Raw genomic sequence first — 12889 nt, 5'->3', positions numbered from 1 at the left:
GGGGGGAAATCAGTGGGTGCTCGTCTGCGTCGTGTCGTGGGGATTCCGATCATCGCCCTCGGACTGACGGTTGCCGGGTGCGGGCAAGCGGTCGACGGCGTCGCACAGCCGGCATCGGTGGCGACAGCGAAACCCAGCTCGGCGGTGGTGGCCGAGTCGACCGACTGCGACCACCTGACGGAGGTGCTGGGGTCGTTGGTATCAGACCGGCCGTATCTCACCGAGGGAGTCCTGCCGGGCTCCGCCGATCCCACCTGCTCGTGGTCGAAGGGGCAGGCCAACGTGCTGAGCACCCTCACGGCGTCCGTCAAGCCGCAGGTGACGGACCCGGTGGTCATCGTGGAGATGAGGAACGGGACGAATGTGATCCCCGATCCGCGGGCCACGGCGGTGAACGGGGTGGTCCTCGACGTCGTCGCCATGGCACTCCTCACGCCGACACACAGCATCATCGTCAACGCGATCGACCCCTCCGTGAGCGACGAGACCAAGCTCGACGTCGCATTCGCGATTGCGAAGTATCTGCAAGATTAGGTCCCCACTACGCTGGCCTACATGAGTGAGCAGCGCAGCAAAGCGGACAACATCAGCTGGCAGGGTTTCTCCACGAAGGCCGTGCACGCCGGATTCGACCCCGACCCGCAGACCGGCGCCGTCAACGTCCCGATCTACGCGAGCTCGACGTTCGCACAGGACGGCGTCGGCGGCATGCGTAACGGATTCGAGTACGCCCGCACGGGCAACCCCACCCGCCGGCCGCTCGAGGCCAACCTCGCAGCCCTGGAGTCGGGCACGTACGGCCGGGCCTTCGGCTCGGGCATGGCCGCCACCGACTGCGTCCTGCGTGCCGTTCTCCGCCCGGGCGACCACCTCGTCATCCCCAACGACGCCTACGGTGGCACGTTCCGCCTGATCGACAAGGTCTTCTCCCAGTGGGGTATCGAATACACCCCCGTGCCGGTGTCCGATGTGGATGCCGTGCGCGAGGCGATCCGGCCGAACACCAAACTGGTGTGGGTCGAGACCCCCACCAACCCGTTGCTCACCATCGGTGACATCGAAGCGCTCACCGAGGTGGCGCACGCGGCCGACGCGAAGATCGTCGTCGACAACACGTTCGCGTCGCCTTACCTGCAGCAGCCGCTGCAGCTCGGCGCCGACATCGCCCTGCACTCGACCACTAAATACATCGGCGGCCACTCCGACGTCGTCGGCGGCGCACTGGTCACCAACGACGAAGAACTCGACGCAGCATTCGCGTTCCTCCAGAACGGCGCCGGCGCCGTACCCGGTCCCTTCGATGCCTTCCTCACGCTGCGCGGCATCAAGACCCTCGCCCTGCGCATGGAGCGGCACAGTGACAACGCCGAAAAGGTCGTGGAGTTGCTCACCGGGCACCCGGCCGTCTCCAAGGTCATCTACCCCGGCCTCGAATCGCACAGCGGCCACAAGATCGCCGAGAAGCAGATGCGTCGTTTCGGCGGCATGATCTCCGTCCGGCTCGCCGGCGGCAAGCAGGCGGCGCTGGACTTCTGCTCGCGAACCGAGATCTTCACCCTCGCCGAATCGCTCGGTGGTGTCGAATCGCTCATCGAACATCCCGGTGCGATGACGCACGCCTCCACCGCCGGTTCGCTGCTCGAGGTCCCGGACGACCTCGTGCGACTGTCCGTCGGCGTCGAAGACGCGGCCGACCTCGTCGGCGACATCGAGCAGGCGCTGAAGTAGGCGGCTTCGCCGCCCGTGAGTGGTTGACGAGTCTCTGGACTCCTTAACCACTCACAGGGCGCGGAGCGCCCTATGCTGGCCCGCGTGGAATCCGTCACGCTCGAGCAGATCAGGGCAGCCCGTAGGCTGCTGGCCCCCGTGATGCGCCGGACGCCGGTGATCGCATCGAGGGCGTTGTCCGAGCGATGCGGGCACGAGGTGTCGCTCAAGTGCGAAAACCTCCAGCGCACGGGGTCTTTCAAGCCGCGTGGTGCGTATTACCGGATCGCGAACCTCGCCGAGGAGGAACGCGCGTCTGGTGTCGTCGCCGCGAGTGCCGGTAATCACGCCCAGGGTGTGGCCTGGGCGGCCACCGACCTGGGCATCGCGTCGACCGTCTTCATGCCGACGGGCGCACCCCTACCGAAACTCGTCGCAACCAAGGCGTACGGCGCGACCGTGCATCTGACCGGTGACACCGTGGACGATGCCCTGGTGGCGGCGAAGGAATTCGCTGCGGAGACCGGGGCGGTGCTGATTCACCCCTTCGACCACGTCGATATCGTGGCAGGTCAAGGGACTGTGGGCCTCGAAATTCTGGAGCAGGAGCCGGACGTCGGCACCATTGTCGTTCCGACGGGCGGTGGTGGCCTCATCGCGGGGATCGCCGCCGCGGTGTCGGAGTTGCGTCCCGACGTGCGCATCATCGGCGTCCAGGCCGAGCAAGCAGCCGCGTGGCCCGCTTCGCTCGCCGAAGGCCGTCCCGTGCCGTTGGCGAACATGTCCACGATGGCCGACGGCATTGCGGTCGGCCGACCGGGCGACGTCCCGTTCGCGCACGTCGGCACTCAGGTAGACGCCATCGTCACGGTGAGCGAGGACGCGTTGTCCCGCGCCCTGCTGTTGTGCCTAGAGCGAGCGAAACTCATCGTCGAACCCGCCGGTGCGGCGGCGGTTGCGGCACTGATCAGTTGCGCCGAGGCCGAGCTCGGCCTCACCGGAAAGGTCTGCGCCGTGCTGTCGGGTGGCAACGTCGACCCGCTACTGCTGACCCATGTCGTCAACCACGGGTTGCGCGCGTCGGGACGCTATCTCGGTGTGCACGTGACCATTCCGGACCGACCGGGTGGTTTGGTCGGCCTCCTCGAGGTGGTCAGCGGGAACGGGGCCAGCGTGGTCGACGTTGTTCACTCCCGGACCGGTGGCTCACTCGCACTGGACGAGGTGGAGGTCTTCCTTACCGTGGAGACCCGTGGCCCGGGGCATCGGCAGGATCTGCTCGACGCGCTCGACGCCGCCGGATACGCCGTTCGGCTGCAGCACTGAGCGCGCCGCTAGTGCGGCCATCCATTGACAGTGCTCACCCGGAACTCCTGATCCACCAGTCGCGCGGGTAGCTTCAGTTCGGCCAGCCAGCTGACGGCGCCGCCGCCCATCGCGACCGCCGCCGTACTGGTTGCGTGGGTGGTGGTGCAGCAGTCGGCCACCACGGACACCGTGCGCCACAACGCCATCGGGTCGGGACGCAGGGGTTTCACGGTGCTGGCGGTCGCCACGCCCGCGCCCGACGGAATCGACACCTGGCAGGTGGGGTCGCCCGGCAGGTCTTGAACCTGTATCTGCCACCCACCCGGCGGCGTGGGTCCGGCGGTGGCGATGTCGCCGCCCAGGGCCACCAACACGCCGCAGCTGAGGAGTTCGGCGGTGGTCGAGGCGCAATGGTCTGCCGAGCTCGCGCGAGCGGTGGCCGTGAGATCGAGCTGCACTCCCTCGGGCAGCGTCACCTCAGTTCCGTCGACCCCGACGGTGCGCCAGGAGTGGGTGGTGGATGCCGACGTGGGGCCGAGCTTTCCGTCCGTGATCCGTGCCGCCGACAGTGCATCGGTGAGGAATCGGGCGAACAGTGGGGTCACGGTGTTCTTCCCGTGCCGGAGAGAGTGGATCTCGGCGTCGGATCGCTCGCGATTGACCGCGGCGTCTGCTGCCGCGAGATAGCCGCGCACCAGGTTGGCGGCCGAATCGAGAGCGGCCGGGTCAGTGACGACGACACGCACGTGCCCACCCCATGTCGACCATTCGGTCGCGCTACGCGCACCGGTCATGCTGTGGTTACTCCCCGCGTCTTCAGAATCCGCTCGACACCGCATCCGGTGTTCCGGAGCCTGCCGAGACGAGGGGAGCGGCGACGGCCGCGTCGGGCGAAGAGGCGTCCGCGGCAGCCGCGATGCCGCCACCGGCGACCAACCCGGCGATCCCGGCTGCGGCGAGCGCACGTCGAACGGGAAGCAGGCGGGCATTCCGTCGATCTTCACTCATGTCCACCACCTTCCACGACGAACCTGTGAGCAACCTGGGAATCAGTTCGGAGAGCGATGCGAGGCCGGCTCAGAGGGGTGGAGTGCAGTCGGGCCGGGTGGAAACACGCACGCACGGTCGTGTGCGACGGCCCGAAGCCTGCTCACCGCACGAAATGGCTGCTGCCCAAGCTGCCGAATTCGGCCCGCGCCCGCTGTACCCCGTCGTAACGTGAACCTACTCGGTTCGGCACACCGAGGAGGAGGAGCGCACGTATGTCAGTTGATGCAGCGGCGATCATCGTGGCGATCACCACAGCAGCGGGGGCAATGGTTCAAGGAGCAGACATACCGCAGCCAGTGAAAGACCAAGCGGCGGACGCTATCCAAGTTGTAGAGCAAGCTTCTCCCGACGTTCAGAAACAGGTGAACGACGCCATTTCGGCTCTCCCGGAACCAGCACGACTGCAAGCCGAGCAAATGGTCACCGACGCATCCGAGGTGGTGAAGCAGGCTACCGATCCCTATATTCCGGCGCCGCCTGCTGCAGACGCACCGCCGGCGCCGCCCCCGCCGGTCCCAGGACCCGAGCAGGCACTCGTCCTCCCCGACAGTCCGCTCGACCAGCCCCCGGCGCCGATGGCCTCGGGTGCACAAACCGTGATCGGTGGGCTGGCCGCCGTCCCCGGCGTCCCTGCCATCATCAGCGGCCTCGGATCCTTGATTCCCTCGGTGCCTGCCGGATTTCCGGGGGTCTCCCTGGCCCCGATCGGAGCCATCGCCGTGTTCGCCCCCTGGATCCGCAAGGCCGGCTCGTTGTGTGAAGGAATCAAGCCGCCGACCCTGGCCGCTCTGTACTCGGTCGAGAACGGCTTCAGACATGGGGCGGCCTCGCCGGTGTCGAGGGCGGGTGCCCGCGGGCCCGGTCAATTTCTGCCCGGCACCTGGGCCAAATACGGCAAGGACGCCGACGGCGACGGCAAGGTGGACATCAACGGCGTCGCCGACCCGATGATGGCGTCCGGCCAGATGCTGTGCGACCTCCACGCGCAGATCGACGCCTGGAAGAAACAAGGCGTGGTCAAAGGGGACACCCTCGACCTCACCCTTGCGGCCTACAACGCCGGTGCCGGTGCGGTGCGCACGTCGGGCGGGATGCCCGCCGGAAAACCGGACTACGTCCACGAAACCCAGCCGTATGTGGCACGGATCCGGTCGCTCGAAGAATCGTTCGCCCGGATGTTGTCACCGTTCTTCTACGGCGTCGGCGCCGGGGAGCCGAGCCGGGTGGTCGAGATGGCGATGCGGTTCATCGGCTTGCCGTATGTGTGGGGCGGCGGCAACATCAACGGACCGTCCGGCGGGGGGTTCGACTGCTCCGGCCTGACCTCGTTCGCCGTCTACGCCGCCACCGGCATCAAACTGCCCCGGACCTCGGAGACTCAGTGGCGCGTCGGCGTCGAGATCCCGCTCTCGGAGGCGAAACCGGGCGACCTGCTCTTCGGAAACTGGCAGTCGGGGGGTCCCGGGCACGTGGCGATCTATGTCGGAAACGGCCAGATGCTCCACGCACCCACCACGGGTGACGTAGTGCGCATCGGTGCGGTGTTCTCCGGCATGAAGGCTCGCAGAATCATCTGAGTGCGAACTGCACCACAAAAAACTCCGGTCCGGGCGCATCGCCCGGACCGGAGTTTTGTGAAGCAGAGCCGGTATCAGCTGTGGTAAGGCTCAGCGCTGACGAGCGTCACCTTCATGCTGCTGCCGTTGGGCAGTGTGTACTCGCGCGTCTCGCCGACCTTCGCCTCGAGCAGTGCCCCACCCAACGGTGAGTTGGGGGAGTAGACCTCGAGCTTGTTGTCGCGTGCGCCCTCTTCGCGGGTGGCGATGAGGAACGTCTCGGTGTCCTTCTCGTCGCCGTCGTAGTAGACCTTCACCACCGAGCCGGGCAACGCCACGCCGGACTGGGTGGGTGCCTCGCCGACCTTCGCGCTGTTCAACAACTCCTGGAGCTGGCGGATACGAGCTTCCTGCTGGCCCTGCTCTTCGCGGGCCGCGTGGTAGCCACCGTTCTCCTTGAGATCGCCCTCTTCGCGTCGCTCGTTGATCTCGGCGGCGATGACGGGTCGATTGGCAATGAGTTGGTCGAGTTCGCTCTTGAGCCTGTCATGTGACTCCTGGGTCAGCCAGGTCACCTGGGTCTCGGTCATCTCGATCACTCCCTCGTAGTTGGAGCCCCCGGGCTCCCTCGACAGACCACTGCAACAGCAGTGATCAACGGCTCGGCGGATCAGCCGGCCGGGGCCGAACACAGATCTACCTTGCCGCCAATGCAGCAATACACGGTTCCAAACCGGAACCGTGTATCAGCCGATTCTAGCACGATCGAAGGTCGGAACCGGCGGAGAACCCGAACGGTCGCTCGGGGAGCGGCTGGTCAGCCACCCGTGAGATATGCCGGAACGTCCAGGCTGCACCCGTAGACATCTCCCATGGCCGGCGGCTCGGACGTGTAGACAGGGGCCGTGATCTTCACCGTCTGATGCGGCCCTCCCGCGATGTAGACCTCGCGCCGTCCCGTCTCGGATCCGTCCTTGGAGCGTGCACGCACGATGCACACCCCCGGGCGCGAAGGGTCGTCACGGGTGACGGTGAAGGTGATGTCGAGCCGCGAGTCGTCGACAAGATCGAATGATGTGGCTTCGCTGTCGATGTCGGAAATAGTGAACCTGTCGTAGGCCGAGAACGCCACGATCACTCCGAGCACCACGACGACCGCGCCGAGCGCCCACGCGATCCAGCGCCTCGGCCGTGCAGGCTTCGCTGCACCTGTGTATCGGCCGGGGGGAAGCGTTCTCGTCATCACTCTGCTCTCACACCGCTCCAGTTCCTCACTGCTTCCAGCACTCGAGCGGGGTCACGGCTGCAAGCGGAACTATCGGGTGGAACTATAGAGGATGTGCGTCGGTGCGCCGTCAAGCGATGGCGGAGGACGAAGAGCGTACGACACGAACAAGCCGGCAACGGCTACTGGCGAAGTTGAGGTGAACGAATACGTGAGCGGATTCCGTCTCATGGCCGTCCATGCCCATCCCGACGACGAGTCGAGCAAGGGTGCGGCGACGACAGCCCGTTACGCCGCCGAGGGCAACGAAGTGCGGGTCGTGACGTTGACCGGGGGTGAACGCGGCGACATCCTCAATCCGGCGATGGACGTGCCCGGCGTGCGCGACCGCATCCACGAGGTCCGCATCGAGGAGATGGCCGAGGCCGCCCGCATCCTCGGTGTCCAGCACCAGTGGCTGGGATTCGTCGACTCGGGACTGCCCGAGGGTGACCCGCTGCCGCCGCTGCCGGAGGGATGCTTTGCGCTGGTGCCGCTCGAGGTGGCCACCGAAGCTCTGGTCCGGGCCATCCGCGAATTCCGTCCCCACGTCATGACGACGTACGACGAGAACGGCGGTTATCCGCATCCCGATCACATCCGCTGCCACGAGGTGTCGATGGCCGCCTACGAGGCGGCCGCGGATCCGCAGCAGTTCCCCGACGCGGGCGAGCCGTGGAAAGTGCAGAAGGTCTACTACTCGCACGGGTTCATCCGTAAACGTCTCCTGCAGTTCCAGGAGGAGTACGAACGCCGCGGTGAAGAATTCCCGATGGCGGAGTGGCTCAAGAAGTGGAAGACCGAGCAGGGTGATCTGATGGCGAGGGTCACCACGCAGATCACCTGCGGCGACTACTTCCCGCAGCGCGACGACGCCCTGCGCGCCCACGCCACCCAGATCGACCCCAACGGTTCGTTCTTCGCTGTTCCGCTCGAGATCCAGCAGAAGATCTGGCCCACCGAGGAATTCGAACTCGCCAAGACCCGGGTCACCACCTCCATTCCGGAGAACGACCTGTTCGCCGGCGTTCACCCGGACGAGTCGCAGTGATGTCGTTGACGCTCGGTGTCGTCGCCGGGACGGTGGAACTGCTGGCGCAGACGCCCAGTACGCCCTCCGGCCCCGAGTTCGGTAAGGCCTCGCCGATCGGGCTGGTGGTCATTCTCGCTCTGCTCGCGGGCGTGGTGCTACTGGTGCGCTCGATGAACAAGCAGCTGAAGAATCTGCCCGAGACCTTCGAACCGGATCATCCCGAACCCGACCAGGAAGCCGACGAGGGCACCGACCGCGGCGCACTGCACGGGGACAACGGGACCACGAGCGGACCCTCCGGTCCCACCGACAATCCGCCGAAGCTGCAGCAGTAGTCGAAGAGGAGCTGGACATGGACCCACGCGCACGCAACACACTCGGCGGGTCCACCAGCCCCTATCTGCGGCAGCACGCCGACAACCCGGTCCATTGGCAGCAATGGGGGCCGGAGGCCATCGAGTGGGCGCGTGAACGTGATGTGCCGATTCTGCTGTCGATCGGGTACTCCGCGTGCCACTGGTGTCATGTGATGGCGCACGAGTCGTTCGAGGACGACGCCGTCGCGTCGCTGATGAACGAGCACTTCGTGTGCATCAAGGTCGACCGGGAAGAGCGTCCCGACCTCGACGCGGTGTACATGAACGCCACTGTGGCGATGACGGGCCAGGGCGGTTGGCCGATGACGTGCTTCCTCACTCCCGACGGTGCACCGTTCTACTGCGGGACCTATTACCCGCCCGCGCCACGCGGCGGAATGCCGTCCTTCACCCAGCTGCTCGGCGCCATCGCCGACACGTGGCGGGACCGGCGCAGCGACGTCGACAATGCCGCGGAGTCGGTGGCCACGGAACTGCGCCGCGGAGCCGGCGGCATACCTACTTCGGATGTCGCGGTGGATGCCGCGCTTCTCGACGCGGCTGCTGCTGCCGTTGTGAAGGACGAGGACATTCCGCGGGGCGGGTTCGGAGGTGCACCCAAGTTTCCGCCGTCTGCGTTGCTGGAGGGTTTGCTGCGCACCTACGAGCGGTCCGGGAACGCAAAGGTGCTCGAGACGGTGAAGCGCACGGCGTCCGCGATGGCGCGGGGCGGGATCTACGACCAGTTGGGCGGCGGTTTTGCCCGCTACTCGGTCGACGCCGAGTGGGTCGTGCCGCACTTCGAGAAGATGCTCTACGACAACGCCCAGCTTCTGCGCGTGTATGCCCATCTCGGTCGGCGAACGGGTTCGGAGCTGGCGGTCCGCGTCACCGAGGAGACTGCGCAGTTCCTGCTTCGCGACTTGCGTACGGAGAACGGCTCGTTCGCGTCTGCGCTCGACGCCGACACGGAAGGCGTCGAGGGCCTGACCTATGTGTGGACACCCGCACAGCTCGTCGACGTGCTGGGCGCCGAGGACGGCGAGTGGGCGTCGCAACTGCTGACCGTGATGCCGGAGGGAACCTTCGAAGAAGGCGCGTCGGTGCTGCAACTCCTCGAGGATCCGGACGACTGGGAGCGGTGGGGTCGCGTGCGGAACGCGCTCTTCGCTCACCGTACGACCCGGCCGCAGCCCGGCCGGGACGACAAAGTGGTCACCGCCTGGAATGGGATGACCATCACGGCGCTGGCCGAGGCCGGTGCCGGACTCGGCAGGCCGGAGTGGATCTCGGCTGCCGCCGAGTGTGCCCGGACGGTGCTGGACCTGCACCGTGTCGACGGTCGCCTGCGCCGCGCCTCGCTGGGGTCGGTGGTGGGCGAACCCGTGGGAATTCTGGAGGACTATGCGTGCCTCGCCACCGGACTCCTCACGTTGTTCCAGGCGACCGGCGACGCCGAATGGCTCGAACCCGCCGAGGCCCTGCTGGAGCGCGCCTTGCGACACTTCGCGGACGCCGAGCAGCCCGGCAGCTGGTTCGACACGGCGGATGACGCGGAAACGCTGGTGACCCGTCCGCGCGACCCGGTCGACGGCGCCACCCCGTCCGGTGCCTCCTGCCTGGCCGAAGCCCTGCTCACCGCAGCGGCAGTGGCGGAGGCGGGCACCTCGGCCCGGTATGCCGCCGCGGCCGCCGCGTCACTCGACCGGGTGGCGCTGCTCCTCGAACGGGCACCGAGGTCGGCGGGACACTGGCTCGCCGTGGCCGAGGCGTCGGTGCGTGGGCCGATCCAGGTGGCGGTGGCAACGAACGGCGAGTCCGGGCTGCTCGACGCTGCACGCCGACTCGCTCCGGGTGGTGCGGTGGTGGTCGGAGGCGAACCGGATTCGTCGCCGCTGCTCGCGGACCGGCCGCTGGTGGGGGGCGATGCGGCGGCCTATGTGTGCCGCGGGTTCGTCTGTGATCGTCCGGTGTCGACCATCGACGACCTGGCCGAGGCGTTGAGCCGGTAATTACTGTCCGAACACGACCAGCCAGACGGCGATGTAGTGGCACAACGCCGCGATCACCGTGGCGGCGTGGAAGAACTCGTGATGCCCGAAGGTGGCCGGCCAGGGATTGGGCCACTTCGTGGCATACAACACCGCGCCCACCGAATAGAAGATGCCGCCGATGAGCAGCAACACCATGGGCAGGACTCCGACCTCGGAAGTCAGCTCCGGCGCCACCGGAACGATCGCCCAGCCGAGGAGCAGGTAGAGCGGAACACCGACCCACCGCGGCGCCGTCGGCCACAGCATCTTCAGGGCGACGCCGGCGAAGGCACCGGCCCAGACGACGATCAGCAGTGTGCGCCCGGTGCTCGAGGGCAGGCCCAGCAGCCCGAACGGTGTATAACTGCCGGCGATGAACAGGAAGATCATCGAGTGATCCGCCCGTTTCATCCACGTGCGGGCAGACGTGGTCTTCCAGTGCACGCGGTGATACGTGGCGCTGACCCCGAATACGCCGCACACGGTGACGCTGTAGACCGCTGTGGCGACGGCTGCTTCCGCTGACACTCGGAGTCCGGACACGAGGACGAGGACCAGCCCGGCGATGACCGAGATACCGAACGCCCACAGGTGAATCCACCCCCGCAGACGCGGCTTGACCGGGAGCTCGTCGAGTCCGAAAGCTGTCACAGGACACCCCTTCTCGCTGTTCGCGACTCGAACCTACGGAACCGTAGGTTCGCTTGTGGGGAGAGCGTACCCGTCGGTAGGGCCACGGTGCACTACGTGTGACCGCCATCGCGAATCGCGATCGGCAGCGGCGTACTCTTGGCTGTCATGGTGATCTCCCGGTGAGTGTGCGAGGACTGCTGTACAGCATCTACGAGCGACGGTTGCTCGCGCGGCTCGAAGGTCTGCAGCACCCTCGGCACATAGCGGTGATGTGCGACGGCAACCGGAGGTGGGCCCGGGAAAACGGCTTCACCGACGTCAGCCACGGACACCGGATGGGTGCCCTCAAGATCTCGGAGATGCTGGGCTGGTGTGATGCCGCCGGGATCGAGATGGCCACCATCTATCTCCTCTCGACCGAGAATCTGCGCCGGGACGCGGAGGAACTGGACACCCTCCTCGAGATCATCACCGATGTAGTCGAAGAGATCTCCGGACCGGACAAGAACTGGAGTGTGAAGATCGTCGGTGCGCTGGATCTGCTGCCCGCCGAGCAGTCGCGCCGCTTGCGGGAGGCGGCGGAGCGGACCCAAGGCCGTACCGGCACCCATGTGAACGTCGCCGTCGGCTACGGCGGCCGGCAGGAAATCGCCGACGCCGTGCGGTCGCTGCTCTGCGAGAAACTCCTCGCCGGGTTGTCGGGCGACGAGTTGGTGAAGTCGATCACAGTCGACGGCATCGGCGGGCATCTCTATACGTCGGGTCAACCGGACCCCGACCTCGTGATTCGTACGTCAGGAGAACAGCGGCTGTCGGGGTTCCTGTTGTGGCAGAGCGCCTACTCCGAGATCTGGTTCACCGAGGCGTACTGGCCCGAGTTCCGTCGGGTCGACTTCCTGCGCGCGCTACGCGACTACGCAGCCCGGCATCGCAGATTCGGCGTCTGAGCGGCCACCCGGTTACAGCTTGCGCAGGCGCAGCCGGTTGATCGAGTGATTGGCGTCCTTGCGCAGCACGAGGGTGGCGCGGGGGCGCGTCGGCAGAATGTTCTCCACCAGGTTCGGTCGGTTGATGTTGTGCCAGATCTCCTGAGCGGCAGCAGTGGCGTCGCGGTCCGACAGGTTCGCATAGTGGTGGAAGTGGGCGTTCGGATTGGCGAACGACGTCTGGCGCAGGGCCAGGAAGCGCTGGATGTACCACGCCTCGATGTCCTCGATGCGGGCATCGACGTAGATGGAAAAGTCGAACAGATCCGAGACCATGAGACGCGGACCGGTCTGCAGGACGTTCAAACCTTCGATGATGAGAATGTCCGGCTGGCGCACCAGGTGGTACTGGCCGGGGATGATGTCGTAAGAGATGTGCGAATAGACCGGTGCGGCTACCTCCTCGGCGCCCGACTTCACCTCGGTGACGAACCGCAGCAGCTTGCGCCGGTCGTAACTCTCCGGAAAACCCTTGCGGTGCATGATCCCGCGCCGGTTCAGCTCGTCGGTGGAGTACAGGAAGCCGTCCGTCGTCACCAGGTCGACGCGGGGGTGATGTTCCCAGCGGGCGAGCAGGGCTTGCAGGACCCGCGCCGTGGTCGACTTGCCGACCGCGACACTTCCCGCGACGCCGATGACGAACGGCACCTGCTGATCCGGATGCTTCTCACCGAGGAACGTCGCGGTCGCGGCGAACAACCGCTGTCGTGCAGCCACCTGCAGGTGGATCAGACGCGAAAGCGGAAGATACACCTCCGCGACCTCCTCGAGGTCGATCTGCTCGCCGAGGCCTCGGAGCCCGTACAGCTCCTCCTCGGTCAACACCAGCGGAGTCGACTTACGCAGCGTGCGCCACTGCTTCCGGTCGAATTCGACGTACGGGCTGGATTCGCTTGCCCGGGCCATCAGTTCCGCTCACACTCGAGCGGCTGGGGGAGTGAGCCGTCCACGCCCGGAATCTCG

General features: G+C 66.6%; 14 protein-coding genes. 8 read left to right on the top strand and 6 right to left on the bottom strand.

Features of this window, described 5'->3' with window-relative positions; genetic code table 11:
* Window positions 1-12: 12 nt before the first annotated feature.
* From CBI38_RS22210 to ilvA, 3 genes are all read left to right on the top strand, one after another.
* On the top strand, window positions 13-534 hold the full coding sequence (locus CBI38_RS22210) for a hypothetical protein (protein ID WP_204164792.1): 522 nt from the start codon (window positions 13-15) through the stop codon (window positions 532-534).
* Window positions 535-555: 21 nt separating this feature from the next.
* Window positions 556-1728 carry a cystathionine gamma-synthase gene (locus tag CBI38_RS22205; RefSeq protein ID WP_109332247.1) on the top strand — a complete coding sequence of 391 codons (1173 nt, stop codon included), beginning with the start codon at window positions 556-558 and terminating at the stop codon, window positions 1726-1728.
* Window positions 1729-1800: 72 nt separating this feature from the next.
* Window positions 1801-3033: a threonine ammonia-lyase gene (gene ilvA / locus CBI38_RS22200; RefSeq protein WP_109332246.1), complete on the top strand. Its 1233-nt coding sequence runs from the start codon at window positions 1801-1803 to the stop codon at window positions 3031-3033.
* 8 nt (window positions 3034-3041) lie between these two features.
* On the opposite strand, the gene CBI38_RS22195 is transcribed toward ilvA, so the two are convergent.
* Complete coding sequence (locus CBI38_RS22195) at window positions 3042-3809, bottom strand: FAD:protein FMN transferase (RefSeq protein WP_109332245.1); 768 nt, start codon at window positions 3807-3809, stop codon at window positions 3042-3044.
* 22 nt (window positions 3810-3831) lie between these two features.
* Entirely contained in the window at window positions 3832-4023 is a 192-nt protein-coding gene (locus tag CBI38_RS22190) for a hypothetical protein (protein ID WP_109332244.1), read from the bottom strand.
* A 254-nt stretch (window positions 4024-4277) separates the two neighbouring features.
* On the opposite strand from CBI38_RS22190, the gene CBI38_RS22185 reads away from it, so the two are divergent.
* Window positions 4278-5642: a C40 family peptidase gene (locus CBI38_RS22185; RefSeq protein ID WP_109332243.1), complete on the top strand. Its 1365-nt coding sequence runs from the start codon at window positions 4278-4280 to the stop codon at window positions 5640-5642.
* Between the two features lie 74 nt (window positions 5643-5716).
* On the opposite strand, the gene greA is transcribed toward CBI38_RS22185, so the two are convergent.
* Together greA and CBI38_RS22175 are read right to left on the bottom strand one after the other, a co-directional pair.
* Window positions 5717-6211, bottom strand: a complete 495-nt coding sequence (gene greA, locus CBI38_RS22180) for a transcription elongation factor GreA (RefSeq protein WP_005238978.1) — start codon at window positions 6209-6211, stop codon at window positions 5717-5719.
* A 227-nt stretch (window positions 6212-6438) separates the two neighbouring features.
* Window positions 6439-6864 (bottom strand): DUF4307 domain-containing protein, encoded by a 426-nt coding sequence (locus tag CBI38_RS22175; protein WP_109332242.1) that lies wholly within the window; start codon window positions 6862-6864, stop codon window positions 6439-6441.
* 193 nt (window positions 6865-7057) lie between these two features.
* On the opposite strand from CBI38_RS22175, the gene mca reads away from it, so the two are divergent.
* Genes mca through CBI38_RS22160 form a run of 3 tightly spaced genes read left to right on the top strand, consistent with a single transcriptional unit; the run spans window position 7058 to window position 10286 of the window.
* A complete protein-coding gene (gene mca / locus CBI38_RS22170; protein WP_109335268.1) occupies window positions 7058-7936 on the top strand; it encodes a mycothiol conjugate amidase Mca in 879 nt (292 codons plus the stop codon).
* Window positions 7936-8253 (top strand): hypothetical protein, encoded by a 318-nt coding sequence (locus CBI38_RS22165; RefSeq protein WP_284708783.1) that lies wholly within the window; start codon window positions 7936-7938, stop codon window positions 8251-8253. The genes mca and CBI38_RS22165 overlap by 1 nt, the downstream gene beginning before the upstream one ends.
* Window positions 8254-8270: 17 nt before the next feature.
* Window positions 8271-10286: a thioredoxin domain-containing protein gene (locus CBI38_RS22160; RefSeq protein ID WP_109332235.1), complete on the top strand. Its 2016-nt coding sequence runs from the start codon at window positions 8271-8273 to the stop codon at window positions 10284-10286.
* Here CBI38_RS22160 and trhA read toward each other — a convergent pair whose 3' ends face one another.
* A complete protein-coding gene (trhA, locus tag CBI38_RS22155) occupies window positions 10287-10958 on the bottom strand; it encodes a PAQR family membrane homeostasis protein TrhA (protein WP_109332234.1) in 672 nt (223 codons plus the stop codon).
* A gap of 161 nt (window positions 10959-11119) precedes the next feature.
* Here trhA and CBI38_RS22150 point away from each other — a divergent pair, with 161 nt between their 5' ends.
* Window positions 11120-11887, top strand: a complete 768-nt coding sequence (locus CBI38_RS22150; RefSeq protein ID WP_109332233.1) for an isoprenyl transferase — start codon at window positions 11120-11122, stop codon at window positions 11885-11887.
* A gap of 12 nt (window positions 11888-11899) precedes the next feature.
* On the opposite strand, the gene coaA is transcribed toward CBI38_RS22150, so the two are convergent.
* Window positions 11900-12832 (bottom strand): type I pantothenate kinase, encoded by a 933-nt coding sequence (gene coaA, locus CBI38_RS22145; RefSeq protein WP_109332232.1) that lies wholly within the window; start codon window positions 12830-12832, stop codon window positions 11900-11902.
* Window positions 12833-12889 lie beyond the last annotated feature (57 nt).

Source organism: Rhodococcus oxybenzonivorans (genome assembly GCF_003130705.1).
GTDB lineage: Bacteria > Actinomycetota > Actinomycetes > Mycobacteriales > Mycobacteriaceae > Rhodococcus_F > Rhodococcus_F oxybenzonivorans.
The sequence above is the reverse complement of the archived record's forward strand: the minus strand, read 5'-3'. Positions and strand labels throughout refer to the sequence as shown.